This is a genomic window from Nocardia sp. NPDC055321, from assembly GCF_053645575.1.
The window spans coordinates 325,673-350,761 of the sequence record NZ_JBSHMS010000001.1; the positions used below are offsets into that span (position 1 = coordinate 325,673).

The window sequence follows — 25,089 nt, forward strand, 5'->3', positions numbered from 1 at the left end:
GCACACGCGGCAATATCATTCCTCCTGTGACGAATTTGCGGATCAGTGAGGCTGCGGCACTGCTCGGGGTCAGCGATGACACCGTGCGGCGCTGGATCGACCAGGGCCGGCTGCCCGAGGTGAAGCTGGAGAACGGCCGCAAGGGCGTGCGCGGCGCGGACCTGGCCGAGGTGCTGCGCGCCACGAACGCCGAGGCGACCGCGCTGGGCGCGACCGTCGCGGCGTCGGCGCGAAATCGCATGCGCGGCATCGTGACCCGCATCGTCAAGGACACCGTCATGGCGCAGGTGGAGATGCAGGCCGGACCCTTCCGGCTGGTCTCGCTGGTGAGCCGGGAATCGGTCGATGAACTCGGTCTCGAGGTCGGCAGCATCGCCGTGGCCTCGATCAAATCGACCCATGTCGTGGTCGAAATACCAGAAAGTTGATGAGGATGAAGGCATTTCGCACACTCGGCGCCGTCGCCGCCGTGCTCGCGGTCACCGCGGCCGTCGCCGGATGTGGCTCGGACAGCTCCGAGCAGAGCTCGGATCAGGTGTCCGGCACCGTCACGGTGTTCGCGGCCGCGTCGCTGACCGGCACGTTCACCGAGCTGGGCAAGCAGTTCGAGGCCGCGCATCCGGGCACGAAGGTCGTCTACAGCTTCGCCGCCAGCTCCGCGCTCGCCGAGCAGATCAAGCAGGGCGCGCCCGCCGATGTCTTCGCCTCCGCCGCGCCCGCGAACATGCAGCAGGTCGTCGACGCCGGTGAGGTCACCGGGCAGCCCGCCACGTTCGTGAGCAACCGCCTGGAAATCGCGGTGCCGGACGGCAATCCGGGCAAGATCACCGGTCTGGCCGACTTCGGGAAGGCCGAACCGCGCATCGCGCTGTGCGCCGAGCAGGTGCCGTGCGGCGCCGCCGCCAAGAAGGTCTTCGAGATCGCCGGCATCACCCCGCAGCCCGATACCCGCGAGCAGGACGTGAAGGCGGTGCTCACCAAGGTCACCCTCGACGAGGTCGACGCGGCGCTGGTGTACCGCACGGATGTGCAGGCCGCCGGGAACAAGGTCGAGGGCATCGACTTCCCCGAGTCGGCCAAGGCGGTCAACACCTACCCGATCGCCGCGCTGGCCAAGGCCCCCAATGCCGCCGCGGCCGCCGCGTTCGTCGACTTCGTCAAGTCCGACCAGGCCAAGAAGGTCTTCGCGGACGCGGGATTCGATACGCCGTGATTCGTGCGCAGACCGGGACGCGAGCGTGTGACATCGCGACGGGTTCGCGGTGACCCGTTCCGCCACTCGCAGGCGGGCGGCCGCGGGACGACGACCTGTCGTCCTGGTGCTGCCCGCCCTGCTGGCGCTGATGTTCCTGGCCGTGCCGCTGCTCGGTCTGCTGGTGCGCGCGCCGTGGGCGACGCTGCCCGAACGGTTGTTCAGCTCGGAAGTCGGCCAGGCCCTGCGGCTCTCGCTGATCTGCGCCAGCGCGGCGACGGTGATCTGCCTCGTACTCGGCATCCCGCTGGCGTGGCTGCTCGCCCGCGCCCGGGTACCGGGCAGCGGGCTCATCCGCGCGCTGGTCACGGTGCCCCTCGTGCTGCCGCCGGTGGTGGGCGGTGTCGCGCTGCTGCTGGTGTTCGGGCGGCGGGGCCTGATCGGGCAGTACCTGTACGACTGGTTCGGGGTGGCGCTGCCCTTCACCACGCCCGGGGTGATCGTCGCCGAGGCCTTCGTGGCCATGCCCTTCCTGATCATCTCGGTGGAAGGCGCGCTGCGGGCGGCGGATTCACGCGTCGAGGAGGCGGCCGCGACCCTGGGCGCCTCGCCCTGGTACACCTTCCGCCGGGTCACCCTGCCGTCGGTGCTGCCCGGCGTGATCGCGGGCGGGGTGTTGTGCTGGGCCCGCGCGCTCGGTGAGTTCGGCGCCACCATCACCTTCGCCGGAAACTTCCCCGGCACCACCACGACCATGCCGCTGGCGGTCTACCTCGCCCTGGAGACCGATCCGGACGCGGCGATCGTGCTGAGCCTGGTGCTGCTGTTCGTCTCGGTGGGCGTACTGGTCTCGTTGCGCGAGCGCTGGATTCGAGGACCGGTATGACCCTGCACGCTCGAATGCGGGTCGAGCGCGAGAACTTCGACCTCGACCTCGATCTGACCGCCGAACCCGGCGAGGTGGTCGCGCTCCTCGGCCCCAACGGCGCGGGCAAGACCACGGCGTTGCGCGCGCTGGCCGGACTGCTCCCGCTGTCGGCGGGCGAGATCACCGTCGACGACGAGGTCTGGGACGCCCCGCCGGGGGTCTTCGTGCCCGCCGATCGCCGCCGCGTCGGCGTCGTCTTCCAGGATTATCTGCTGTTCCAGCATCTTTCGGCCCTGGAGAACGTCGCGTTCGGGCTGCGCGCACGGGGCGTGCGCCGCGTCGAGGCGCGCCGCACGGCCGCGGACTGGCTGGAGCGGGTCGGCCTGGGTGCGCAGGCCGCCGCCCGGCCCCGGGCGCTGTCCGGCGGTCAGGCGCAGCGCGTGGCCCTGGCCCGCGCCCTGGCCACCGATCCCCGGCTGCTGCTGCTCGACGAGCCGCTGGCCGCCCTGGACGCGGGCACCCGGCTGCAGGTCCGCTCGGACCTGTCCCGGCACCTGCGGGAGTACGGCGGTCACACCGTCGTGGTCACCCACGATCCGCTGGACGCCATGGTGCTGGCCGACCGGCTCGTCATCCTCGAGCACGGCCGCGTGGTCCAGCAGGGTCCGCCCACCGAGGTCGCGCGCCGTCCCCGCACCGACTACGTGGCGAACCTGGTGGGCCTCAACCTGTTCCGGGGCGAGGCCGAGGGAAACACCGTCACCCTGCCCACCGGCGCCCGCTTCACCGCGGCCGATCCCGGGTCCGGTCCCGTCTTCGTGGCCTTCGCGCCCGCCGCGGTCGGCCTGTACCCCACCCGACCGACCGGGAGCCCGCGCAACTGCTGGCCCGTCACCGTCGCGGGCCTGGAACAGCACGCCAACATCACCCGGGTGCGGCTCGGCGGGACACCGCCGGTGCTGGCCGACATCACACCGGCCGCCGTGGCCGAACTCGACCTGCATCCGGGCCGTCCGCTCTGGGCCGCGGTCAAGGCCACCGAGATACACACCTATCCCGCGTGAGGGGAGAACGTCACCGATCGCGGTCACGCCGGGGGAGCGGGCGCACGTGCGAGATACGCCCTTGCGGGCGCGATGGTCCGGCCGGATGCACACACGGCCCGGACGCGGGCTTCGTCTCCGGGCGGGCGCTGCCACGCCACATCCGGATCCGTAGTGCCGCACAATACTTCACGCAATTACAGCGCAAACAAGGGTTGGGTCAGGGCCGGGTTCGAGTCGGCCCTGACGCCGGATTATGTGTGTTAGGGGCGATTCAGAGGGACGGTCCGGAGAGGAAGGCGGGGCACCAGCCGCCGCCCGGGGGCGCGGCGGGCAAAATCTTCTCCGGGGCCGGGACCGGACGTTCCGGGCCGATGGCTCCCTTTCCGGGTCCGGCGGGGGGTGGGACGTCACCGGAGGCGAGGGCGTTGGCGGGCGGGAGGATGAGAACGGCAACCGATACCAGCGCGCCAAACAGTAGGCCGATTGGTTTCTTTGCTGTCATGTTTCGACGATACAACCGGGTGTGAGTCGGCTGGTTTTAACACGCCCGCACAGGATGGATTATTTTGGTGAAGTTGAATGTCGGACTCGCGGTTCGGATGCCGATGCTGTATGTATCCGCGCGCGTGACCGGGGTCGCCCGTTTGTGCCGGTGCGGGCCGGGTATTCGAGCCTCGAGCGGGAGGTTCGGTATGCAGGACTCGGTAGCGGTCGCCGAAGATCATCCGGCCGCGCCCACGGATATGCGCGGCGAATCGTGGTTGTGGGTGCTGCGGCGTACCGCCGCGCAACTGCTGAAGGACAAACTCACCGATTCGGCTGCGACACTTACCTATTACAGTGTGCTGTCGATCTTCCCCGGCATTCTCGTGCTCTCCGCGCTGCTCAGCATGCTGGGCCCGAACGCGACCGGATCGCTGATCGAGACCGTCCGCGAGATCGGCCCGGGCAGCGGTACGGCGCTGCTGGTGGACGCGCTGCGCGAACTCGACGGTTCGAGCTCCCTGGCCGGGCCGCTGGCCATCGCGGGCCTGGTCACCGCCATGTGGACCGCCTCGGGCTACATCGGCGCCTTCATCCGCGCGGTGAACGCCATCTACGGCACCGAGGAGGGCCGCCCGATCTGGAAGACGGTGCCGCTGCAACTGGGCCTCACCGCGATCATGATGGTGCTCGTCGCCCTGTGCGGACTCGGGGTCGTCGCGAGCGGGTCGATCGCCGACAAACTCGGCCGGTGGCTGGGATTCGGCACGGCGGGTATCACCATCTGGAATATCGCCAAATGGCCGGTGCTCGCGCTGCTGGTGAGTTTCGCGCTGGCGACGCTGTATTGGATCGCGCCCAATGCGCGCCAGCTCGGATTCCGCTGGCTCACACCGGGAAGCGTGCTCGCGGTATTCCTCTGGATCGTGGCGTCGGCCGGATTCGCTTTCTATGCCGCGAATTTCGGTACCTATAACAAGGTCTACGGTTCGCTGGCCGGCGCGGTGGTATTTCTGATCTGGTTGTGGATCACCAATCTCGCGGTTCTACTCGGTGCGCAATTCGACGCCGACCTGGCGCGCGCCCGCCGGCGGGAACAGGGCGGCTCACCCGAGGACGACCCCGTGCTGCCGCCCCGGGACGCGCCGGATGTGGCCGAGCTCGAACCGAGTGCCGCGACGGCGGATTCGAGCCCGGTGCGGGTCGAACCGAGCGCGGCGGAGCGGGGGCTCGAGCCGCGCCCGGTGGTGGCGGACGCCGAGCCGGACGCGCCGGTGCGCGACCGGGATTCGCACCTCAGTGGCGCCGGGTGAGCCTTCCCGTCAGCTCAGGTGCTTCGTCAGCGCCGGAAGCGTCTCGAGCGGATGCGTCGCGGTGACCGGATGCCCGATCGGGCGCAGTCGCCACCCCGCGGATGTGCGCAGCACCGCCGCCACCAGCATGCCGGTCGCCGGGGTGGTGGTCAGATCGAGGAAGCTGAGTTCGGCGCGGCTGATCCCGTCCATGATGCGGCAGTAGGCGTTGGGAACCGTGTCGAAGGTGTGCCGGTGATAGGAGGTGACCGCGAAGACGATCGCGGTCGCTGCCGGATGCACGCGCGAGAGATCGGCCGTGATGACCTCGCACTCGCCGGCGCCCGTGCTCCGCAGGGCGCTCCCGTGATGGCGAATCGCGTTGTCGCCGGAGATGAGCCGATCGAAGTAGACCGCATCGAGCAGCGTGCGACCGGCGAAGACCAGCGCCGCGGCGTCGAGATCGGCCGCATCGGAACGCGTTCCGCCGTTCGGGCCGGACCGGCCCCACCCCAGACCCATCCGGACATGGCGGACGGTGGGATTGTGCGCGGAGCCCGGCGGTTCGAGCCCCGGCAGCGGCACGGTGCCCGGGATCTGGCCCGCGGGGTGCGCGATCCGCGAAATCGATTGGCGCCGCGTACTGGATCGACCGATCCGGACCCGATGTCCGGTCCGGGGCCGGTTGGCCGACTCGTTCCACACAACCCGCACGACATCTCGCTGGACCGTTTCCCGCATGGGCAACTCCTGTTCTGCCATGTGCGGAAACGGATCCCGTCGCAGACAGCCATCCCGGCCTGAGCGCAGGCCGCCTCGCGGGCGCGATTTCGCCCTGCTCGCAGCAGATTTCACCGATACCTTCGGCGTAGGGTGCTCTGCGGCTGGGCTCCGACCGGAATTCCACCCGTGACGCATTGTGGTTGCGCCGCAACGGGGTTCGTCTCGCACAATCATCCGCGTGCCGTCAGTATACCGTGCGGGTTCGCCGGCCACGGCGAAGTGCGCGACCGGCGTGTCCGGTGACGGCGGTGCGGGCGAACGCGCGGGGCCGCAGTGGGCGGCTCGGCCCTCCGGGCGATTGATAGCCTGCAGCCATGGCTGGTCTGCGGCGGTGGCTGCTGGTACTCACGGTGCTCGGCCTGGGCGTCGGCTGTGCCCCGGAGGCGCCCGGACAGCACGCGCCGGAAGCATCCGCCGAACGCACGACGGGCGAATCCGCGACCGCCACAGCGGTTCCGGCGGTGCCGCCGGTGTCCGAGCAGGCCCGCGCGGCCGGGTTCGTCGACGTCCGGACGGTGGTGCCCGACGCCGTCCTCGACCTGCGGTACGCGACGCCGGACAACTTCGTCGGCGTCGCGCTGTACCCACCCTCCGCCCGCTGCCTGGTGCACGAGTCGATGGGGCCGGGCCTGGTGACCGCCGCGGCGCGGTTGCGCGACGCGGACGCGGTGCTGGTCTTCTGGGACTGCTATCGGCCGCACGAGACGCAGGTGCGCATGTTCGAGGCGGTGCCGGATCCGGGCTGGGTGGCGCGTCCGGGCGATTTCGCGCGCAGCCACGAGGCGGGGCGCTCGGTCGATGTGACGTTCGCGCGGAACGGCGGGTCGTGCCCGCCCGAACGGCGTTCGGGCGACCGGTGTCTGGCGGACATGGGCACCGATTTCGACGAGTTCTCGCCCGCCGCACAGGCGTTCGCGACCGCCGGTGTCGACCCCGCGGCGCAGGCCGATCGCGCCCTGCTGCGCGCGGCGATGCTCGCGGGCGGGCTGGCCGTGTATCCGGGGGAGTGGTGGCACTTCGACGGGCCGGGCGCCTACGTCGAACGCCCGATTCTCGACGTGCCGGTGGGTTGAGTTGGCCGCGCGCCGCGCCCCCTCAGCGGCGCAGGGTCGCGTAGATGGTGAGGTTGCGATTCTTCGACGCCGCGAAGTACGTGGACGTGAAGTCCAGTGTCCCATCGTCCTTCGGGGTGAGGGTGATCGAGGACTGCACGCAGGTGCCCTGATCGATCGACTCGGTCAGCTTCCGTGTCGTGCCGTCGGCGTACCCGGTCTCGGTCCACACGCCCCGGCAGTTGAGCTGCGGATAGTTCACCAGCGCGCGCAGCGGCGGCCCGTCCGAGATGTCCGCTATCACGTCGAATCCGGACTGATCTCCCGAGACGGTGCCGGTCCAGCGGCCGCTGAGGGATGCGCCGGGTGCGGCCGGTCCGGAGGCGCCGGGGACGGTCGAGGAGATCGCCGACTGCGGCCCCGGTGACCCGCCGGTGTCGTCCGAACGGATCGCGAGCACGGCCGCCGCGACGACCACCGCGACCACCGCCGAGACGGCGGCGCTGAGCACGAGCCCGCGGCGGGCGCGCCCGGCGGCGGCCGGCATCGCGGGTTCCGGCGGCGTGGGCGGCCCCGGCCGGGTCGGTGTCGTGGGCGCGGGCGACGGCGTCGGGGAGGTGACGGTGACGGCCAGATGCGCGGTGGCCAGCGCGGACGCCGCCGCCTCGGCCAGTGCCCGGCAGCTCGGGTAGCGATCCGCGGGATCCTTCGCCATGGCGGTCGCGATCACCGCGTCGATCGCGGGCGGCAGGTGCGGGTGCGTCTCACTCGGGCGCGGGGGCGCGGCGGCCATGTGGGCGTGCATGATCGCCATCGGATTGGACCGGGGGAACGCCACCGAACCGGTGAGCATGGCGTGCAGGGTGCAGCCCAGCGAATAGATGTCCGCCCGATGATCGACCTCCACGCCCTCGATCAACTCCGGGGCCGCGTAGGCCAGCGTCCCCAGGAAGCTCCCCGTCTGGGTGAGGACCGTCGCGCTGTCCAGGGTGCGCGCGATTCCGAAGTCGCTCACCAGGACCCGCTCGGAATCGGGCGAGCCGTCCCACCCGGGGGTCACCATCAGGTTCGCGGGTTTGATGTCGCGATGCAGAATGCCGTGCCGATGCGCCGCGTCGAGTCCGCGCGCGGCCTGGGTGAGGATGTCCAGCGCCTGCGCGGGCTCGAGCCCGTTTCCCCGCTCGCTCAACAGCATCGCGGCGTTGGAGCCGTCGACGAACTGCATCGCCAGCCACATGAGCCCGTCCGCGTTCCCGCAGTCGTGCACCGACACGACGTTCGGGTGGTCGAGCTGGGCGGCCAGGTGCGCTTCGCGCTCGAACCGCACCCGGAAGGAGGGGTCCATCCCCAGCGCCGGCGCGAGCACCTTGAGCGCGACATGTTTCGGCAGCCGCGGATGCCGGGCGAGGTACACCGTTCCCATGCCGCCGGTGCCGAGCGCGCGCACGATCGTGTAGCCCGCCAGCACCGATCCCGGTGTGAGACTCGCCAACGATCCGCCCACCTGTACTACGGTTCCAACACTTCGGCGTCTACAAACATAACGCCGAGTGGTCCCGGCACAAACTCACGCCCCGGCCCGGACCGGCCGCCGAAGTTCGAGCTCAGCGGCGCGCTGTCCGGTCCGGTCGGGCCCGTGGGGGTCAGGCGCGCGGGTGCGGCACTCCGAAGCGCTCGCGCAGGGTCTGCTCCGCGTACTCGCGGCGAAAGATGCCCTTGCGCTGCAGCAATGGGATCACATGCTCGACGAACAGCTCCAAACCGCCCGGTAGTGTGTCGAATTGGATGACGAAGCCGTCGGCCGCCCCGGTGCGGAACCAGTGTTCGAGATCGTCGGCGATCTGCTCCGGGCCGCCCACGACAGTGCGGTGGCCCTGCCTCGGCTCGGCGGCCAGTTCGCGCACGGTTCGATGCCGATTGCGTTCCAGGTAGAGCCGGATCGACGTGTCGAAACCCACCGAGCTGTAGGTGTCTCCGGTCGCTGTCAGCAGCTCCAGCGGGAAGGGCCGGTCCGGGTCCAGGGCCCGCGGGTCGACGCTCGCCCAGCGAGCGAACCGTTCGATCGGATCGCCCGTCCACCCGGTGATCTCGTCGTGCGCGGCGATCCGGCGCCGCGCCTCGGCCTCGGTCGAGCCGACCACGGGATTGATGCCGGGCATGACCGCGATACTGCCGGGCGCGCGACCGTATTTCGCGGCGGCCGCCCGCAGCCGCGTGGCGTACTCCCGAGCCGGCTCGATGAACAGCGCGGAAACGAACACCGCGTCGGCGAAGCGGGCGGCCAGATCCTGACCGCCCGCGGAGCCGCCGGCCTGGGTCAGTAGCGGGCGGCCCTGCGGGGACGGTGGCAGCTGCAGCGGCCCGGCCACCGAATGATGCCGTCCGGCATGGTCGATCGGCTTGATCAGATCGCGATCGACGGCGATCCCGGCCGCGGTGTCCAGCACCAGCGCACCCGGCGCCCAGCTGTCCCACAGCGCGGTGACGACCTCCACCGTCTCGACGGCACGCTCGTATCGCGCGGCGCGATCGGGCAGTTCGGCGAAGCCGTAGTTGTGTCCTTCGGGCCGGTTGCGGCTGGTGACCACGTTCCAGCCCACCCGCCCGCCGGAGAGGTGATCCAGGGACGCGAAGGCCCGCGCGATGGCGTACGGCTGGTGGAACGTGGTCGAATACGAGCCGATCAGGCCGATGCACGACGTCGCGGCGGCCATGGCGGCCAGGGTCACGATCGGATCGAGCCCGGAGTTGGGATATCCCTCCGGGTGCAGGTAGGAATTGTCCGCCATGAAGACGGTGTCGAACAGCCCGTCCTCGGCGATGCGGGCGATCCTCGCGTAGTGCGCGGGATCGAAGAACGCCCGGGGATCGGTCCCGGGTGTGCGCCAGGCCGCCGGGTGGATACCGGCCCCGGTGACATTGACGTTGAGATGCAGCGTGCGTTCGGACATGGGGCATCGACCTCCGCGGGTGTATTGCGGTGGGGTGGTACAGATCAGCCCGGCTGGGTGCCCGCCACCACCGGGCGGGCGGGGTCGGTGATCCACTCCGAGAACGAACCGGGATACAGAGCGGCGGTGACGCCGATGGTCGCCAGCGCCAGCACGTCGAGGGAGGCCCCGGTGCCGCCGCCGCAGTACGCGCCCCACCCCTCGGTCCGGCCCAGCCCCACCCGGGTGTAGGCCGCGATCAACTCGTCGGCGCCGCGCAGCAGGCCGTTCGCGTCGATGTTGTCCGCACCCGGCAGATGCACCGCGCCCGGAATATGGCCGCCCGCAGGATCTCCGGCGTAGCCCGCGAGATCGCGGGCGTCGAGCAGTACGCCCGATCGCGCCAGGCGGGCGGCCCGGTCGGCGTCGAGCACCGGCAGCGAGCCGGGGACCACGGTGAACGAACCGGGTGTCACCTCCGGCAACTCATCGCTCAGTTCGCCGCCGAGCGCGGTCCAGGCCAGGAGGCCGCCGTCGAGGTAGCGCACCTCGGGGACACCGGCCCAGCGCAGGGTCCACCAGGCGCGCGCGGCCAGTGCCGGGGCCTCGGGACTGTAGACCACCACGAGGGTGCCGGCGTCGATTCCCCAGCGGCGCAACGCATCCTGGAACCGCGTCGGGTCCGGCAGCGGGAAAGCGCCCGAACCCTCGGACGGCGGTGCGACCAGATCGGTGCTCAGAGCCACCGGCCGCGCGCCAGGAATGCGGCCCGCGATGTCGTCGGCGGGCTCGCGCCGCACCTCGAGCAGGACCACGGGACGATCGGACCCGAGCTGATCGCGCAGGGCCGCGGCGGTGATGATCACGTCGCCGGTGCTGGACATGCGAACTCCCCTCCGGGGCCGAGCGCGCTCGGCCCCCGACACGGACGATTGTGGAGCGGCGATACCGGGGTCGCGTCGCGAAAGCGCCCACCGTGTGCCGCGACTGCAAAGGTAGTTTCGCGGCCGATGCCGATCACCATTTACGGTCGTCGAAATTTAAAAGGGGCGACTACCGGCGACTTTCAAGCCGGGCTACAACAATCATGTAGGTGAACTCGCCGATGAAACAGCCGGCCGGATCCGGAATCCCGTGGGCCGCGTGTTCTCCCCGAACCGAGTGGAACCGACGGCACAGGGGCGGGAGCGCGCGTATGGCGACGCCGCGGCGAGATGGGTACCGGTGTCCGTCCCGGCGCTAGCGCACGACGAGGAAATCCGAGACCGGCAGGCGCGGGGTCGCCGTGCGCGGGCCGTCGTCCGGGGCCGTGCCCGCACGAATGATCAACTGCGGCACGGTGTGATCGGGGAGCAGACCGGCGATGAGGTTGCGGGCCTGGGCCAACTCGGTGATGTGGGTCAGTGTGCAGGTGGCGATCCCGGCGGCCGCGCACTCGAGCAGCACGATGGACAGCGCGCCGCCGGTGCGGATCCAGTCGTCGGGGGTGTCGGCGGGGGAGCTCAGCACGAGTAGGGCGGCGGCGTCGGGGGTGCGGTCCTGCGGTGTGGCGGCGCCCTCCGGCTGGGGGAAGTCGCGGGCGATCGGGACCAGCGCGGCGGCGGCGTGCGGGTTGAGCGCGCGCTCCGGAATCCCGGTCGACTGGCCGGAATGGCCTGCCCACCAGCGCAATTCGGCCTGGTACGGCATGTCATACCGCTGCAGCGCGGCCGTTTGCCCGGACACCCGGGTCAATTCGGCACGTGCCCGCTCGTCCAGGACGTCCAGCAGGATCTCGAACCGCACCGCCAGGTGCGCGAGTTCGTCCGGGACCTCGGCCCACTCGCGCGGCGCGTGCATGGGGCGGCGCTCGGAGTACCGCGCGGTGATGGCCTCGGCCCGGATCCGCACCGCGTCGGGCAGTTCCGGGCCCGCGCGAAAGCGCAACGCCGCCAGGTGATCCGGCCGGTCGCGCTCGGGCAGCAGGGTGATCTCGGTGCCCCAGCCCAGCGTGAGGAAGGCGGTGCGGGCGTGCTGGAGCATCGCCCCGCAGCTGATGATCATCTGCCGGCCGCGCGGATCCGCCAGGGGGAGTTGGCGGGTGCGATCGCTGAACAGGTGCAGCACCCCGCCCTGCCACTCCCAGCGCCACGGTTGCGAGTTGTGCACCGACGGCGCGCGGGACGCCAGTGTCAGGGCCGCCTCGACCGTGTGCCGATCGGGTACGGTCTGGCCCTCGGCCGGTGCGGTGGTCACCCGCGGTTCCGTGCTTCGTGCACCACCATGACCGGGCAGTGCGAGCGCTGCACGAGGGTGTTGCTGGTGGAGCCGAGCAGCCCGCCGACGATCGCGCCGCGACCGCGGCTGCCCACGACCAGCAACTGCGCGGTTTCGGACATCTCGGCGAGCAGTTCCCGGGCATCGCCCCGCACCACCTGTCGCCGCACGTTCACATCCGGGAATCGCTCCTGCCACCCGGCCAGGCGCTCGCCCAGGACCTCTTCCTCGGCGCGCAGCACATCCTCGGGATCCGCCGGCGGTTGCAGGAGCCGGGCGTAGCTCTCGTAGAAGGGCTCCTGCCAGGCGTGGACCGCCACCAGGGGAACGCCGCGCAGGGACGCCTCCTCGAAGGCCACGGCCGTGGCCACGTCGCTGGTGGCGCTGCCGTCCACACCCACGACCACCGGCCCGTCGCTCCAGCGGCGCTCGGCGCCGCGCACGACGACCACCGCGCCGTCGCTCTTGCTCACGACCGCCAGCAGGATCGACCCCAGCCGGCCCGCGCCGGTGCGATCGACCGGGCCGCCGATCACGACCAGATGCGCGCTCGCGGAGAGTTCGATCAGCAGCGAGGCCGGGTGCGCGCTGCTCACCTCGGTGCGCACGACCGCGCCCGGCTCCAGCTCTCGCACGAGTTCGGCTGCGGCGGAGACCTTCTCGTCGCCGTACTGGTGGATGGACTCGGTGACGTCGGGTTGCAGCTGCGAGTACGAGCCCAGCAGCGCCCGGGTCACGTCCAGGTTGGTTCCGGTCACGACGAGCAGCTCACGCCCCCGCCGCGCCGCGATGTCGGTGGCCCAGCGCACCGCGTCCGCGGCGGCGGGCGACCCGTCGACCCCGACCACGACGGGGGCCGATGCCAGCTGATGCGGATTGTCGGCGGCGAGATCCATCCGAGCCTCCCTCGTCGATGAACGGCTGATCCGGGTCGAACGTGCGGGTAACCCCGACCTTACCCGGCTAACTTTCAGCATCCGTTCGGGTGTGGTCAACGGCTAGTCCGAGGGCGGCCCGTGCGGGGGGCGTTCGGCGGGGGACTTCGTACCGGAGGAACCGGGCGGCCGATCCGGCGCGGGCGCCCGGGACCCGAATCCGATACCCGCGCTGCGGATTCGAGTCCGGGGGGCGGCGAAGTGCGCGGAGCGGGAACGGAATCGGCACGTTTCGGTCGCTTCGGCGTGTCACATAAGCGTGTCGTTGCGTTTTCCCTGCACAAACCACTTTTTGCGGGGTATCGAAGTGGGTATTGCTATCGGGTAGTCGGTGGTGTGGCACCGGGAGGAGGTGGGCCGGGTGTCGGAGACGCCGTCCTGGTCGATTCGGTGGTGGCGGATGCTGCCCTGGAATCCCAGTCCGCTCATGCGAGGTTCGGATCGATTCGAGATCGTGCTGCGATTCTTCGCGGCGATCGCGGTGGTGGTCGCGGTGCCCGTGGCGGGCGCCGCGGGCACCGCCGGTTACACGGGAGCGGCGGCGCGGATCGCGGCCCAGGACGCGGGCAAGTCCCGGGTCGAAGCGCAGGTGACCGAACAGGCGGTGCGGCTCGGGACCTCGGATCGCTACGGGGCGTACCACGATCGCTACGAGGCACGGGTGCGCTGGACCTTCGCGGGCACCGAGCAGACCGCGAAGGTCGAGGTCGACACCCTCGCTCAGGTCGGCGAGCAGGTGCCGCTGTGGATCGATCGCGACGGCAAACCCGCCACCGCGCCCACCCGCGCGGGTGCGGCGGCGGCCGAGGGGATCGGCACCGGCCTCGCGCTGCTGGTCGAGACCTGGTGCGCGGCAGCTGCTTCGGTGTGGATCGCGAGCACGGTGCTGGAGTCACGGCGCAACGCGCGCTGGGAGCGCGAATGGCGGGAGCTGAACCGGCCGATCGGCAAGGACACGCTCTGACCGGTTACTCGAGCGGCGCCGGGCGCAGATCCAGGCGGCGCAGCAATTGCGCGTTGACCGCGACGACGACCGTGGACGCCGACATGAGCAGGGCGCCGACCTCCATGGGCAACGTGATGCCCCAGGGCGCCAGCACGCCCGCGGCCAGCGGGACCGCGATGATGTTGTACCCCGCCGCCCAGACCAGATTCTGAATCATCTTGCGGTAGGTCGCTTTCGAGAGGGTGATGACCGAGACCACCGACCGCGGGTCGTCGCTGGCGAGCACGACCCCCGCCGAGGCGATGGCGACGTCGGTGCCGGCCCCGATGGCGATGCCGACATCGGCGCGGGCGAGCGCCGGGGCGTCGTTGACGCCGTCGCCCACCATGGCCACCCGGTGGCCCGCGTCCTGCAGCGCCTGGACCTTCGCGCCCTTGTCCTGCGGCAGCACGCCGGCGAACACCTCGTCGATGCCGAGCCGGGCGGCCACCGTGCGGGCCACCGGCTCGGCGTCACCGGTGATCATGGCGACGTGAATGCCCCGGGCGTGCAGATCGGCGACCGCGCGCTCGGATTCGGGCCGGATCTCGTCGGCCAGGGCCAGTGCGCCGACCACCACGCCGTCGCGCAGCACGTGCAGCACCGTCGAACCCTCGTCGGCCCACGCGGCCGCTTCGGGCGCGGGATCGAGGCCGTGCTCGGCCAGCATGCCGGGTCCGCCCACGCTCACCGTCGCGCCGCCCACGGTCGCGGTGACCCCGATTCCGTTGCGGGCGGCGAAGTCTCCGGCCACGGGCACGGTGAGCCCGCGGTCGGCGGCGGCCTGCACGATGGCGCGGCCGAGGGGATGCTCGCTGTCCGATTCCGCGGCCGCGGCCAGGGCGACGACCTCGTTCGCACTCGTCGCCGCCGTCGTGGCGGCCACCCCCGCCACGGCCGGTTCGCCGCGGGTCAGGGTGCCGGTCTTGTCGAACAGCACCGCGTCCACGGTCCGCATGGCCTCGAGCGCCCGGCGATCGGTGATGAGGATGCCCGCCTTGGCCGCGCGTTCGGTGGCGATCGACACCACCAGCGGAATGGCCAGGCCGAGCGCGTGCGGGCAGGCGATGACCAGCACGGTGATGGTGCGCGTCACCGCCGAATCCGGCTCGCCGAGCAGGGTCCACACGATCGCGGTCAGCACCGCCGCGCCCGAGGCGAACCAGAACAGCCAGCCCGCCGCGCGATCGGCGAGCACCTGCGCGCGCGAGGTCGAGTTCTGCGCCTCGGCGACCAGGCGCTGGATGCCGGCCAGCGCGGTGTCCGCGCCGACCGCCGAAATACGTACGCGCAGTGCGGAATCGGTGGTGACGGTGCCGGCGATCACCGGATCTCCGGCCGTGCGCCGCACCGGGCGCGATTCACCGGTCACCATGGATTCGTCGACGTCGGCGGTGCCGGATTCCACTGTTCCGTCCGCGGGGACCCGGCCGCCCGGCCGCACCACGACCAGGTCGCCGGTCCGCAGCGAATCCAGCGTGACCGTGGTGACGGACCCGTCGTCCCCGACCCGCTCGGCCTCGTCGGGCAGCAGTGCGGCGAGGGACTCCAGCGCGTTGGAGGCCTGCCCGAGCGATCGCATCTCGATCCAGTGCCCGAGCAGCATGATCACGATGAGCAGCGCCAGTTCCCACCAGAAATCCAGTTCGTGCGACAGCACCCCGAGCGTGGAGCCCCAGGACGCGACGAACGCCACCGTGATGGCCAGCGCGATGAGCAGCATCATGCCCGGCTGCCGCGCCCTTATCTCGCTGACCGCCCCGGTCAGGAACGGCCGCCCGCCCCAGATGTACATGAGCGTGCCCAGCGCCGGTGAGACCCACCGCAGCGCCGACGGCACGTCGTACCCCACCAGGTCCGCGAACATCATGTCCGCCGCCACGGTCGGGATGGCGATCACGAGCATGATCCAGAACAGGCGCCGGAACATGCCCACGTGGTCCCCGTGCCCGGAGTGCCCGCCGTGCCCGGAGTGGGCGTCGTGCCCGGAGTGGGCGTCGTGCCCGGAGTGGGCGTCGTGCCCGGCATGTTCGCCGTGCCCGTCGTGGCCGCCGTGCGCGGTTGAATCGCTCTGGCCGTCATGCCCCTCGGGACCGTCGTGCACGGCTGCGTCATGTCCGTCGTGGTTCGAGTCCCGACTCTCGCGCTCGTCGTCGCCGTGCCCGGCCGAGTCGCGGTGGCCGTCGTGCCAGCCGCGAGCGGCGTGCTCGGCGGATTCGGTGTGAGTGCCGGGACCGGTGTGTCCGCCGTTGCCGGGCGCCGCGCCGTGGCCGAAATGGTCTGCGGCAGCGGTCATGTCGGTGGCGGGGTGGGCCGGGTGTCGCTCGTGCTCGTGGCCCGTGGGGGTCGGGTCTGCGCCGGAACCGGACGAAGCATGATCAGCGGACATGATTCCGACTATATACCCTAGGAGGGTATCGGTGGGTGAGGTGCTTTCGGCGGCGCAGTGGGGGTGGGGAACGCGGCTTGTGGGTTGAGCTGGGGACCTTGTGAGGGACGGTTGGCGGGATCAGTACTCGCCGCGGACCAGGTTGCGGGGTTCCTCGCCCGCCACGTAGCGCGCGATCTCCTCGGTGGCGATCGCCCAGCCGCGTTCCCGGCTGCCGCGGCTGCTGCCGCCCACGTGCGGGGTGAGCAGCAGGCCCGGGGCGTCCCAGAGCGGATGGTCCGGGGGCAGGGGCTCGGGGTCGGTGACGTCGAGAATCGCGCGCAGGCGGCCGGTCCGGAGCTCGGCGAGCAGATCGTCGGTGCGGACCACCGGGCCGCGCGCGGCGTTCACCAGGATCGCCCCGTCGGCCATGCGGGACAGGAAGGCCGCGTCCACCAGACCGATCGTCCGGCTCGTCACCGGAACCATGAGCACCAAGGCGTCGAAATCGCCCAGCAGCGAAGGCAATTCGTCGACCCCGTGCACCCCCTCGCGCGCCGTCGTGCCAACCAGCGTGACCGTGGCGCCGAACGGGGCGAGCATGCGCCCGAGCTCCTCTGCGAGATTGCCCGCGCCGACGATCAGGACGCGTTTGCCGTGCAGGGTGTCGGTCTGGTGCTGGGTCCAGCGATGCTCGCGCTGCGCCGCCGCGAAGCCGGTGAACTCGCGGTACACGGTGAGCAGTCCGGTCATGACCCATTCGGCGGTGCTGGCCCCGTGCGCGCCGCGCGCGATCGAGATGCGCACGCCCTCCGGCACTTTCCCGACCCAGGATTCCGCGCCCGCGGTGAGCAGCTGCACCAGGCGCAGTCCGGGCAGCGCGTGCACGATGGCCGCGGCCTCGGGACCCACCAGGAATCCGGGAACCAGAACCTCGGTCTTCTCGGCGCCCTCGGGCAGCGGCTCGCCGGGTGTGAACCGCAGCGCGTGCACCCCGTCCACGCGCGAGAGCGCCGCGAGGCCGTAATCATCCGGAACAAGCACCGTCACCGTCATGGGTGCGACGCTAGCGGATGGGCCCCGCGGCGCTCTGTCACAGCCGAACGTCAGTAATACCAGCGCCGCCCGCCGACCGGTCGCCCGGCCGAGCCGAGCGCCCACAGGACGACGCCCGCGATCAGCAGAATGATGCCGATGGTGGTCAGCAGCGAGAAGCCGAGCAGCCAACCGGCGATGAGCAGGACAAGACCTAAAATAACCATGATCATTTCCTATTTCGAGAGCGAATCCGCCGTGCCGGAGCCCACCGGTTTGGAGCTCTGGGTGCGGTTCAGGAACTTGTTGAACGACCAGGTCGGTTCCTGAGCGGGTGCGGCCGGCGCGGGCTTGGCCGCGGGTTTCGGCGTCGCAGGCGGTACGGGCTTGCTGAGTTCGGTTCGCGCCGCGGCCATTTCGCGACGTGACTGTCTCAGCTCTCGGCGGGCGACGGCGCCGCGCCGCGAGGTGGTCCACAGCCCCGCGAGCATCATGATGAGCCCGCAGGTGCCCACGGCGCCGATGAGGATGCCGTAGGCGAACAGCAGCCCCGCCGAGCCGCCGTACGCGTGGTCGAATACGGTGAAACCATTGGGAAGCATATGGTTTTCGCCGCTGTTGGCCTGGATGCCGGCGACTCCGATGGCCACCGCGCCGAGGAGGGCGATGAGCCCGATGATGGTGAACATGGTGCTGCAATTCCCGCTGCTCGAGGCATCAAACCTGGGTATCGGAGCGTTGTTCGCGGCGCGCCGCCGCCCGCACCCGCCGCTGCGGGCGTAGGAATTCTGCGGGCTGGTGCCCGGGTGGGGCGTCGATACGCCTTTCCCGGAAGTCGATGGGTATACGACGTCCCCTAGGGCTGGCTGCCAGGATTGTCGGCTACTTAGCGGATTAGGGTTTTTGGGAAACTTGCGGCCGGTTCGCTGCGGGTGCTGAATCGGATGATCGCGTGCTCGCCACTGACGTACGCTCCGCGTGTCTTTCGTCCTATTCTTGTGTCCTGCTTTAGTTTTTGATCTGATGTCGGTCTATGTCGAATCCAAATTTCATGTCGGATCCGCCGTCTTCTCCGACGGTCCGGATCACCGCGGTCGTCTTCGATTGGCGCGGAACACTTGTCACAGAGCTCGACTCGCGGGGATGGGTGCGAGAGGCGCTGAGGAAACTGGACGGTAGGGGTAAGAACGCGAGAATAGAAGAAGTCGCCATCGACGACGTGCTCGGCAAGATCCACACCCCAGAATTGCTTAGCCGGCTTCAGGATCCAAACGGCAATACCAGCAAAGATCGGCACCACCAAACTTATTTCGGTGTGTTCCGCGACGCGGGGCTGGATGACGATCTCGCCAAGGCGCTCTGGGATGTCGACTCGGATCCGAGGTTCAACACCTTTGCCGTCGATGCGGCCGAAACTATCGAGACATTGATCGACAGTGGCTGCCAGATCGGCGTGCTGAGCAATATTCATTTCGACATCAAAGGGTTCTTTAGCGAACACCCGTTCAACAAGATCGATGAACAAGCCTTCGTCCTGTCGTACGACGTCGGAATCCAGAAACCCGATCCGGCGATCTTCACAAAAATGCTGGAGCGGCTCGGAACCAGTGCCGCCGAGACCTTGATGGTCGGCGACCGCGAAAACCGCGACGGCGTCGCGAGGCAGGTCGGCATGCGGGCCCTGATCGTCGATCCGCTGACCGACGCGCACAATCGTCAACTCGACCAGGTGACCGCTTACGTCGAAGCCAACCATCGCGCCTTCTCCGACCAGGACGAGCGGTGCGCCGACTCTGATTACGGTGCGCCCGCTGTCCCGATCTTCGCGGAGACCACCGCGTAGCGCGCCATTTCGTCACGCTCGTCGCAGTGCCCGCTGAATCGCGCCCAGCCCAGCGTCGACCGCGCTGGGCTGGGCGCGATGCCCCAGCTCGTCGATCAGATCCCGGACCGACGGGTGGTTGTAGACGTACTGCGGAGCCAGCCGGATCGCCCGGTTGAGCTGGTCGACTGCGGCGCTGTCGTGGCGCATCCGCCCGCAGGCGCGCGCGATCTCGATGCGGTGCCGCGTATGCCGTTCCTTCGACCGCAGGAGCGCAAGGTTGATGGCCGAGTGCCGTTCGAGGGCGATATCGGGCTGATCAAGTGCGACCGCTATCTCCGCCGCGTGGATGTGGCAGTTGGTGGGGCCGAACACGGTCTGAAAGTCGTTACGGTCCACGCCGATTCGTGCAGCCGCGGCTTCCGCTTCGGAGAGGTGGGCCCACGCCGATGCGGCGTCGTGCCGGCGCGCCGAGGCGACAGCGCACCGCAGGTGCAGCGCACCCCACAGCGAGAGGGCTCGCGGCGTGGGCGCTCCCATCAGCGCCTCCATGTCCGTCAGTGCCGCTTCGGCGATCGGGAATACCTCGTCCGGGGCGTCGGTGTGCAGCAGCACCCCGCAGCGCTCCCAGGCCGAGCACGCGCGCAGCAACGGATCCCCGAGACGTGCGGCGGCGACGGTAGCGTTCTCGACCGCGGTCCACGCCAGATCGTGGAAGCCGAGTTGATTCAGAACAGTGCGGGCCACGTGCGAGGTCTCGATGATCAGTCCGTCGACCATCTCACGCTCGGTCCCGGACACGGTGAACGCGGCTGTGTTCAGGGACTCGGCCAGTCCGGGCAGCTCGCGCATGACCTCGAAGAGGTTGGCGGCCTGCCTGCGTCGCGTGATCCGATCCACGTCGGCACGCAGGTCGGTCAGCAGCGGCATCGGCGTCACCGTGCGCAGGCCCGGATGCCCGGACAGGCCGAGTCCGGTGCGCCGCAATGCCATCCGCAGTGCCGGGACGGCCTGGTGGCCCGGATCCTGACTTATCCCGAAGGGCTGGCCTAGCAGCCACGTGACATCGACGTCGAGTACGTCCGCGAGGCGATCGATCACCGAGTACTTGTCCAGATTGATCCGACCGGCCTCCACGCCTCGCATCCACGATTCGGAGCGCTCGACCAGGCCGGCCAGAGTAGCCTGACTCATCTTCTTGGTCCGCCGTGATCGTCGTATCCGAGAGCCGATCGTCACCGCGGCGGGGGTGCTCGGGGCCACGTTTTCAGTGTATTTCTCCGGTGTCGTAAAACCGTCAGATACTTGACGGTTCGCCATTTTCAGGCGAAACCGTCAAGTATCTGACGATGTGCGACACCGAGATTGGTCATTCTTCGAATCGGAAGAACTCGAATACCGATCTTGGAATGAGCAGATGAGCACCCAGCCCACTCCCTCCGGGGAGAACCAGACCCCTCCGTCATCCCCGGAATCGATCGTCTACCCGCTGTTCGTACTGGCGGTGAGCGCCGGATTCGGCACGCTCGCCGGAATACTGAGCGACTGGAGCACGGCGGTGATGGTATTCGTCTCCGTCACGGCACTTTTCGACGGTGCCCGGCGATCAGCGAGCTGACCTCACCCACCCAGCCCCATGGCCGGCCCGAGGTCGCGCAGTCCCGCGTCGACGGCACCAGGCCGCGCCCGCCGGAGCAGGTTCGTGACCAATCCGCGAGCCAGCGGATGGCCGTACACGTAGTGCGGCGCGAGGTTCGCCGCCGCGCGCAGCACACGGGTCGCGGTCACGTCATCGCCGAGTTGCGCGTGGGCCCGGGCGACGTCGATACCGTGCCGGGTGCGGCGTTCACGGCTCGGCACCGATCTCGCATCGACTCTGGCGTGATAGCGCAGGGCGCACTCGGGCAGCTCCAGTTCGACCGCGATCTCCGTCGCGTGAATGGACACATTGCCGTGCCCGAAGACCGTCTGAAAGTCGTTGCGATCAGCACCGATTCGATCCGCAGTGTTTTCGGCCTCGCTGAGATACCGCCACGCCGAGCGGGAGTCGTCGCGCCGAGCCGCCGCGACCGCACATCGAAGGGCGAGTGCACCGTAGAGCGAGAGGGTCTGCGGCTCGGGAGTGCCGGGGCGGCAGGCGATGTCGTCCATCGCGGCTGCGGCCACCTCGATGACCTGGGCCGCGGATCCGGTGTGCAGCAGCACCCCGCATCGTTCCCACGCCGCGCAGGCGGGCAGCACCGCGTCCCCGGAACGGCCGGCGGCGATGGCTGCGTTGTCGACGACCGTCCACGCCAAATCGTGGTATCCCAGCTTGTTCAGTGCCATGCGCGCGACCTGGCTCAGCTTGACCAAGAGCCGGTACGCGCCGGCGATCTCGCCCGTGTCCGCCGCGTCGAGCAGGCAGCCGTTCACCTTCTCGACCAGCGCGGGCAGCACGAGCATCACTTCGGGTAAGCGCGCTGCCTGACGCCTGCGGACCACGTTCTCGATCTCGACCCGCAGCGCCTGCGGGTCCGGTGCATGCGATGGCGCCCGGATCGCCGGATACCCGGCCAGGATGAGACTGGTTCCGCGCAGCGCGGCCCGCAGCGCGGGGACCGCCCGGTGTTCCTCGGACCGGCCGTATTCGCCTGCCTGATACGGCTGCCCCAGTAACCACGCGGCGTCGACACGCAGCAGGTTGGCCAGTCTGTCCAGTACGGCGTACCTGTCCGGCGTGATCCGATCCTGCTCGACGGCACGCAGCCAATCCTCGGGCCAACCGCCCAGCGCGCTCAGTTCGGCGATACCGAGATCGCCTGTCAGCCGGGATAAGCGCACTCTCGCACCCAGGGTGGCGGTGGTCATGTCGCTCGCCATACCCGATTGTCTCGAGATTCGACCACCCGCGTGTCGTTTGACCGCCAACTCACGACCGCAGCCCGAGACACGCCGGGGACGCACCGTCGAGCGCAGCAGTCCGACCGGACGGGCCGGTGATTCGCGCCCATCGATACCGGTCGGTTCACCCGCCTGTCAGTGCTTATGGGTAGCGTCCCGTGCGTGGACATTGGGGAAAACATCCGAGAGCTCGCGCACCGCATCGTGGAGCTGCGCGAGGCCTACTATCAGGGCGCGCCGCTGGTCGCGGACGCCGAGTACGACGCCGTCGAGGACGAGCTGCGCGCGCTGATCGAGGCCAACCCTGAACTCGCGCCCGACCCGAACCCGCTGGAGCAGGTCGGCGCGCCCGGGGTGCTGCACGCCCCGATCCGGCATTCGCGGCCCATGCTCTCGCTGGAGAAGGCCACCAAGCCCGAGCAGGTCGCGGCGTTCCTGGACCGCTTCCCGGGCCAGTCGGTCGTCGTCATGCCCAAGCTGGACGGCCTGTCGCTGGCGCTGGTCTACGAGGAGGGGCGACTGCAGTACGCGGCGACCCGCGGCGACGGCACCACCGGCGACGACGTGACCCCGCTGGTGCGCGCGCTGGTCGACGGCGTGCCCGACCGCATCGACACCCCGGGTCGGGTGGAGGTGCGCGGTGAGGCGGTCATGCTGCGCTCGACCTTCCTCGCCTACAACACCGCGCACCCGGACAAGCCGCTGATCAACCCGCGCAACGCCGCGGCGGGCACGCTGCGCGCCAAGGACCCGGCCACGGTCGCCGAGCGGCGCCTGCAGTTCTTCGGCTTCGACCTCGACACCGACGAGGACACCGCCGTCGATCTGGAGGAGGGCCTGCGCACCCTCGGCATCGCGGGTGCGCGGATGCGGCACTGCGACGACGCCGAGCAGGCGCAGGCCGCGATCGGCGTCATCGAAACCGATCGCAACGACCTGGACTACGACCTCGACGGCGCGGTGCTGCGGCTGGCGGATCGAGATGCCTACGCGGCGGCCGGAACCCGCTCCAACTCCCCGCGCGGGGCCCTGGCGTTCAAGTTCGCCGCCGAGGAGAAGACCACCCTGCTGCGCGAGGTCATCTGGGACGTCGGCAAGACCGGCAAGATCGTCCCCGTGGCCTGGCTCGAGCCGGTCTTCGTGGGCGGCACCACCGTCACCAAGGCCACCCTGGCCAACCAGGAGGTGATCCGCGCCCGCGACATCAAGGTCGGCGACACGGTCCTGGTGCGCCGCGCGGGCGACGTGATCCCGTTCGTGGCGGGCGTTCTCGACGCCGCCAAGCGCACCGGCGAGGAGATCGACATCCTCGCCCCGATCGTCTGCCCGTCCTGCGCGCAGCCGGTCACCGAACAGGGCAACAGCCGGGAACTGTTCTGCACCAACGCCTCCTGCCCCGCCCAGTCGGTGCGCAGGCTCATCCACTGGGCCTCGCGCGCGGCGGCGGACATCGACGCCATCGGGCAGGTGTGGATCGAGCGGCTCGCCGAAGCCGGCATCCTGGAGAACCCCTCGGACTTCTACACCCTCACCAAGGACCAGCTCCTCGAATTCGACCGCGTCGGTGAGGTTTCCGCGCAGCGCATGATCGACTCGATCGACGCCAGCCGGCAGGTCGGCCTGCGCCGCGCCCTGATCGGCCTGTCGATTCCCATGGCCTCGGAGGGCACCGCGGCCCGCCTGGCCCGCGCGGGCTTCGGTTCGCTGGAGGAGGTCGCCGACGCGGGCGAGGAGCGCCTGGTCGAGGTCGAGGACATCGGCGCCAAGGTGGCCGCCTCGCTGACCTCGCACCTGGCCCGGCTGCGCCCGGAGCTCGAGCGCCTGCGCGAATACGGTGTCTCCCTGGACGTTCGCGCCGAGGACCTGCCCCCGGTCGTGGCCGCGGGCGCCCCGCTGGCGGGTAAGACGGTCGTCATCACCGGCGCGCTGGCCGATCCCCGCTCGGGGGAGAAGGTGGCCCGCCCGACCTTCCAGCGCCTGTGCGAGAAGGCCGGCGCCACCGCCGCGTCGTCGGTCTCGGCCAACACCGACATGCTGATCACCGGCGCGGGCGTCGGCGAAAGCAAACTCACCAAGGCCGAGAAACTCGGTGTGCGGGTGGTGGATCAGGCCGAGATCTGGACCCTGCTCATCGACGCGAAGGTCGTCTAGCCGATCGCGATCGCGGAATCCGTTCGCCGCCCGGATAGATCGGCCGCGAACGGATTCCCGGGCGTGAGTTCCGCCGGGTCACCGGCCGCCGTAGGTCGAGCGCATGGAGCGTCCCATGATGGCGATGGCGGTCCGTCGGGGGAGCAGCCTGGTCAGCAGCGTGCCGCTGAATTTGTTGAGCCGTCCCGGAATCACCGACGGACGCCGGCCGAGCGCGTTCAGGCCCGCGGCCACCACCGGACCCACCGGCATGACATCGGGGGTGGAGCGGTTGTCGCGGGGGTTGTCCTTGCGATACCCCGGGGTCTCGGTCGCGCCGGGGATGACGGCGGTGATGTCCACGCCCTTGGATCGCCATTCCTCCCACAGGGTTTCGGCCAGGTGCAGGGTGAGGGCCTTGGTGCTCGCGTAGGACGCGTACATCGGGGTGCCGAGCAACCCGGACATCGAGCTGAGCAGGATGACGCCGCCGCGGCCGCGCTCGAGCATCGGCGCGGCGTAGCGGTGCACGACCCGGTACATGCCGGTGACGTTGACGTCCAGCACCTTCAGATGACTCTCCAGCGGCGTATCGAGCCATTCTCCGCAGATCGACAGCCCCGCGTTGTACACGACCAGCCCGATTTCGGCGCCTGCCGCGCACAGCTCGATCCGGTCGAGGGTCTCCGGCGCCGTGATGTCGCCCGCGACGGTCTGCGCCCGAATCCCGTGCGCGGCTTCGAGTTCCTTGGCCAGCGCGGCGAGTTCGTCGTCCTCGAGCGACACCAGGATCAAATCCAAGCCCTGCGCGGCGAGTTGGCGGCTGAACTCGGCCCCCAATCCGATGGCCGCGCCCACCACCAGCGCGCAGGGTCCGTACTTGTCCGCGAAGCTCATGTCGTGTTCCTCACCGGGACGCGTGTCGGCGCGCCCATCCTCATGTCGTTGCCCAACACAATGACAGCCCGCGGCAGCGGCCGCGCCACGGGCCGGTCGACGGCCCCCGTCGGCACCGCCCTCGACACCCCG

At 70.1% G+C, this 25,089-nt stretch carries 23 protein-coding genes; 10 read left to right on the plus strand and 13 right to left on the minus strand.

Translation table 11 applies throughout. The features are described from left to right. Positions 1 to 26: 26 nt before the first annotated feature. The 5 genes from ACWIGI_RS01435 (at position 27) to ACWIGI_RS01455 (ending at position 4,902) form a co-directional block, all read left to right on the plus strand. Positions 27 to 428, plus strand: a complete 402-nt coding sequence (locus ACWIGI_RS01435; protein ID WP_454200352.1) for a TOBE domain-containing protein — start codon at positions 27 to 29, stop codon at positions 426 to 428. 5 nt (positions 429 to 433) lie between these two features. Continuing rightward, the gene (gene modA, locus ACWIGI_RS01440; protein ID WP_454200353.1) at positions 434 to 1,213 is read left to right on the plus strand and encodes a molybdate ABC transporter substrate-binding protein; all 780 of its coding nucleotides are present in this window, start codon (positions 434 to 436) and stop codon (positions 1,211 to 1,213) included. A 130-nt stretch (positions 1,214 to 1,343) separates the two neighbouring features. Continuing rightward, on the plus strand, positions 1,344 to 2,078 hold the full coding sequence (gene modB / locus ACWIGI_RS01445) for a molybdate ABC transporter permease subunit (protein WP_454200592.1): 735 nt from the start codon (positions 1,344 to 1,346) through the stop codon (positions 2,076 to 2,078). Then, positions 2,075 to 3,124: an ABC transporter ATP-binding protein gene (locus ACWIGI_RS01450; RefSeq protein ID WP_454200354.1), complete on the plus strand. Its 1,050-nt coding sequence runs from the start codon at positions 2,075 to 2,077 to the stop codon at positions 3,122 to 3,124. The genes modB and ACWIGI_RS01450 overlap by 4 nt, the downstream gene beginning before the upstream one ends. A gap of 674 nt (positions 3,125 to 3,798) precedes the next feature. Continuing rightward, entirely contained in the window at positions 3,799 to 4,902 is a 1,104-nt protein-coding gene (locus ACWIGI_RS01455) for a YihY/virulence factor BrkB family protein (protein ID WP_454200355.1), read from the plus strand. 9 nt (positions 4,903 to 4,911) lie between these two features. Here ACWIGI_RS01455 and ACWIGI_RS01460 read toward each other — a convergent pair whose 3' ends face one another. Next, positions 4,912 to 5,622: a TerD family protein gene (locus ACWIGI_RS01460; protein ID WP_454200356.1), complete on the minus strand. Its 711-nt coding sequence runs from the start codon at positions 5,620 to 5,622 to the stop codon at positions 4,912 to 4,914. 356 nt (positions 5,623 to 5,978) lie between these two features. On the opposite strand from ACWIGI_RS01460, the gene ACWIGI_RS01465 reads away from it, so the two are divergent. Continuing rightward, complete coding sequence (locus ACWIGI_RS01465; RefSeq protein WP_454200357.1) at positions 5,979 to 6,737, plus strand: M15 family metallopeptidase; 759 nt, start codon at positions 5,979 to 5,981, stop codon at positions 6,735 to 6,737. A 22-nt stretch (positions 6,738 to 6,759) separates the two neighbouring features. Here the strand turns inward: ACWIGI_RS01465 and ACWIGI_RS01470 are convergent, their stop codons facing one another. The 5 genes from ACWIGI_RS01470 to ACWIGI_RS01490 form a co-directional block, all read right to left on the minus strand. Beyond that, a complete protein-coding gene (locus ACWIGI_RS01470) occupies positions 6,760 to 8,220 on the minus strand; it encodes a serine/threonine-protein kinase (RefSeq protein WP_454200358.1) in 1,461 nt (486 codons plus the stop codon). Between the two features lie 139 nt (positions 8,221 to 8,359). Next, positions 8,360 to 9,667, minus strand: coding sequence for an NtaA/DmoA family FMN-dependent monooxygenase (locus ACWIGI_RS01475; protein WP_454200359.1), 1,308 nt, complete (start codon positions 9,665 to 9,667; stop codon positions 8,360 to 8,362). Positions 9,668 to 9,711: 44 nt separating this feature from the next. Further along, entirely contained in the window at positions 9,712 to 10,530 is an 819-nt protein-coding gene (locus tag ACWIGI_RS01480; RefSeq protein WP_454200360.1) for a sulfurtransferase, read from the minus strand. 355 nt (positions 10,531 to 10,885) lie between these two features. Further along, complete coding sequence (locus tag ACWIGI_RS01485) at positions 10,886 to 11,881, minus strand: Acg family FMN-binding oxidoreductase (RefSeq protein ID WP_454200361.1); 996 nt, start codon at positions 11,879 to 11,881, stop codon at positions 10,886 to 10,888. Continuing rightward, positions 11,878 to 12,798, minus strand: a complete 921-nt coding sequence (locus ACWIGI_RS01490; RefSeq protein ID WP_454200362.1) for a universal stress protein — start codon at positions 12,796 to 12,798, stop codon at positions 11,878 to 11,880. The genes ACWIGI_RS01485 and ACWIGI_RS01490 overlap by 4 nt, the downstream gene beginning before the upstream one ends. Before the next feature lie 400 nt (positions 12,799 to 13,198). Between ACWIGI_RS01490 and ACWIGI_RS01495 the strand changes: the two genes are divergently transcribed. Continuing rightward, positions 13,199 to 13,801 (plus strand): Rv1733c family protein, encoded by a 603-nt coding sequence (locus ACWIGI_RS01495; RefSeq protein ID WP_454200363.1) that lies wholly within the window; start codon positions 13,199 to 13,201, stop codon positions 13,799 to 13,801. Between the two features lie 4 nt (positions 13,802 to 13,805). On the opposite strand, the gene ACWIGI_RS01500 is transcribed toward ACWIGI_RS01495, so the two are convergent. The 4 genes from ACWIGI_RS01500 to ACWIGI_RS01515 all read right to left on the minus strand — a co-directional run bounded on the left by ACWIGI_RS01500 (position 13,806) and on the right by ACWIGI_RS01515 (position 17,914). Beyond that, the gene (locus ACWIGI_RS01500; RefSeq protein ID WP_454200593.1) at positions 13,806 to 15,728 is read right to left on the minus strand and encodes a heavy metal translocating P-type ATPase; all 1,923 of its coding nucleotides are present in this window, start codon (positions 15,726 to 15,728) and stop codon (positions 13,806 to 13,808) included. Positions 15,729 to 16,331: 603 nt separating this feature from the next. Further along, positions 16,332 to 17,246 carry a 2-hydroxyacid dehydrogenase gene (locus tag ACWIGI_RS01505; protein ID WP_454200364.1) on the minus strand — a complete coding sequence of 305 codons (915 nt, stop codon included), beginning with the start codon at positions 17,244 to 17,246 and terminating at the stop codon, positions 16,332 to 16,334. A 50-nt stretch (positions 17,247 to 17,296) separates the two neighbouring features. Then, positions 17,297 to 17,452: a hypothetical protein gene (locus ACWIGI_RS01510; RefSeq protein WP_454200365.1), complete on the minus strand. Its 156-nt coding sequence runs from the start codon at positions 17,450 to 17,452 to the stop codon at positions 17,297 to 17,299. A gap of 9 nt (positions 17,453 to 17,461) precedes the next feature. Next, positions 17,462 to 17,914: a hypothetical protein gene (locus ACWIGI_RS01515; protein ID WP_454200366.1), complete on the minus strand. Its 453-nt coding sequence runs from the start codon at positions 17,912 to 17,914 to the stop codon at positions 17,462 to 17,464. 344 nt (positions 17,915 to 18,258) lie between these two features. Between ACWIGI_RS01515 and ACWIGI_RS01520 the strand changes: the two genes are divergently transcribed. Continuing rightward, positions 18,259 to 19,068 carry an HAD family hydrolase gene (locus ACWIGI_RS01520; protein WP_454200367.1) on the plus strand — a complete coding sequence of 270 codons (810 nt, stop codon included), beginning with the start codon at positions 18,259 to 18,261 and terminating at the stop codon, positions 19,066 to 19,068. A gap of 12 nt (positions 19,069 to 19,080) precedes the next feature. On the opposite strand, the gene ACWIGI_RS01525 is transcribed toward ACWIGI_RS01520, so the two are convergent. Further along, a complete protein-coding gene (locus tag ACWIGI_RS01525; RefSeq protein WP_454200368.1) occupies positions 19,081 to 20,367 on the minus strand; it encodes a helix-turn-helix domain-containing protein in 1,287 nt (428 codons plus the stop codon). A gap of 97 nt (positions 20,368 to 20,464) precedes the next feature. Between ACWIGI_RS01525 and ACWIGI_RS01530 the strand changes: the two genes are divergently transcribed. Further along, positions 20,465 to 20,665, plus strand: a complete 201-nt coding sequence (locus ACWIGI_RS01530; protein WP_454200369.1) for a hypothetical protein — start codon at positions 20,465 to 20,467, stop codon at positions 20,663 to 20,665. A 2-nt stretch (positions 20,666 to 20,667) separates the two neighbouring features. Here the strand turns inward: ACWIGI_RS01530 and ACWIGI_RS01535 are convergent, their stop codons facing one another. Continuing rightward, a complete protein-coding gene (locus ACWIGI_RS01535; protein WP_454200370.1) occupies positions 20,668 to 21,897 on the minus strand; it encodes a helix-turn-helix domain-containing protein in 1,230 nt (409 codons plus the stop codon). 195 nt (positions 21,898 to 22,092) lie between these two features. On the opposite strand from ACWIGI_RS01535, the gene ligA reads away from it, so the two are divergent. Next, positions 22,093 to 24,081 carry an NAD-dependent DNA ligase LigA gene (gene ligA / locus ACWIGI_RS01540; protein WP_454200371.1) on the plus strand — a complete coding sequence of 663 codons (1,989 nt, stop codon included), beginning with the start codon at positions 22,093 to 22,095 and terminating at the stop codon, positions 24,079 to 24,081. Positions 24,082 to 24,159: 78 nt separating this feature from the next. On the opposite strand, the gene ACWIGI_RS01545 is transcribed toward ligA, so the two are convergent. Continuing rightward, on the minus strand, positions 24,160 to 24,957 hold the full coding sequence (locus ACWIGI_RS01545; protein WP_454200372.1) for an SDR family NAD(P)-dependent oxidoreductase: 798 nt from the start codon (positions 24,955 to 24,957) through the stop codon (positions 24,160 to 24,162). Positions 24,958 to 25,089: the final 132 nt, after the last annotated feature.

What these genes read in the sequence shown, in the direction of transcription:
- ACWIGI_RS01545 (WP_454200372.1), bottom strand. Translation starts at nt 24,957, where the DNA reads ATGAGCTTCGCGGACAAGTACGGACCCTGCGCGCTGGTGGTGGGCGCG.
- ACWIGI_RS01465 (WP_454200357.1), top strand. Translation starts at nt 5,979, where the DNA reads ATGGCTGGTCTGCGGCGGTGGCTGCTGGTACTCACGGTGCTCGGCCTG.
- ACWIGI_RS01505 (WP_454200364.1), bottom strand. Translation starts at nt 17,246, where the DNA reads ATGACGGTGACGGTGCTTGTTCCGGATGATTACGGCCTCGCGGCGCTC.
- ACWIGI_RS01525 (WP_454200368.1), bottom strand. Translation starts at nt 20,367, where the DNA reads ATGGCGAACCGTCAAGTATCTGACGGTTTTACGACACCGGAGAAATAC.
- ACWIGI_RS01490 (WP_454200362.1), bottom strand. Translation starts at nt 12,798, where the DNA reads ATGGATCTCGCCGCCGACAATCCGCATCAGCTGGCATCGGCCCCCGTC.
- modA (WP_454200353.1), top strand. Translation starts at nt 434, where the DNA reads ATGAAGGCATTTCGCACACTCGGCGCCGTCGCCGCCGTGCTCGCGGTC.
- ACWIGI_RS01500 (WP_454200593.1), bottom strand. Translation starts at nt 15,728, where the DNA reads ATGCTCGTGATCGCCATCCCGACCGTGGCGGCGGACATGATGTTCGCG.
- ACWIGI_RS01480 (WP_454200360.1), bottom strand. Translation starts at nt 10,530, where the DNA reads ATGTCCAGCACCGGCGACGTGATCATCACCGCCGCGGCCCTGCGCGAT.
- ACWIGI_RS01460 (WP_454200356.1), bottom strand. Translation starts at nt 5,622, where the DNA reads ATGCGGGAAACGGTCCAGCGAGATGTCGTGCGGGTTGTGTGGAACGAG.
- ACWIGI_RS01510 (WP_454200365.1), bottom strand. Translation starts at nt 17,452, where the DNA reads ATGGTTATTTTAGGTCTTGTCCTGCTCATCGCCGGTTGGCTGCTCGGC.
- ACWIGI_RS01535 (WP_454200370.1), bottom strand. Translation starts at nt 21,897, where the DNA reads ATGACCACCGCCACCCTGGGTGCGAGAGTGCGCTTATCCCGGCTGACA.
- ACWIGI_RS01450 (WP_454200354.1), top strand. Translation starts at nt 2,075, where the DNA reads ATGACCCTGCACGCTCGAATGCGGGTCGAGCGCGAGAACTTCGACCTC.
- ACWIGI_RS01455 (WP_454200355.1), top strand. Translation starts at nt 3,799, where the DNA reads ATGCAGGACTCGGTAGCGGTCGCCGAAGATCATCCGGCCGCGCCCACG.
- ACWIGI_RS01515 (WP_454200366.1), bottom strand. Translation starts at nt 17,914, where the DNA reads ATGTTCACCATCATCGGGCTCATCGCCCTCCTCGGCGCGGTGGCCATC.
- modB (WP_454200592.1), top strand. Translation starts at nt 1,344, where the DNA reads ATGTTCCTGGCCGTGCCGCTGCTCGGTCTGCTGGTGCGCGCGCCGTGG.
- ACWIGI_RS01475 (WP_454200359.1), bottom strand. Translation starts at nt 9,667, where the DNA reads ATGTCCGAACGCACGCTGCATCTCAACGTCAATGTCACCGGGGCCGGT.
- ACWIGI_RS01530 (WP_454200369.1), top strand. Translation starts at nt 20,465, where the DNA reads ATGAGCACCCAGCCCACTCCCTCCGGGGAGAACCAGACCCCTCCGTCA.
- ACWIGI_RS01520 (WP_454200367.1), top strand. Translation starts at nt 18,259, where the DNA reads ATGTCGAATCCAAATTTCATGTCGGATCCGCCGTCTTCTCCGACGGTC.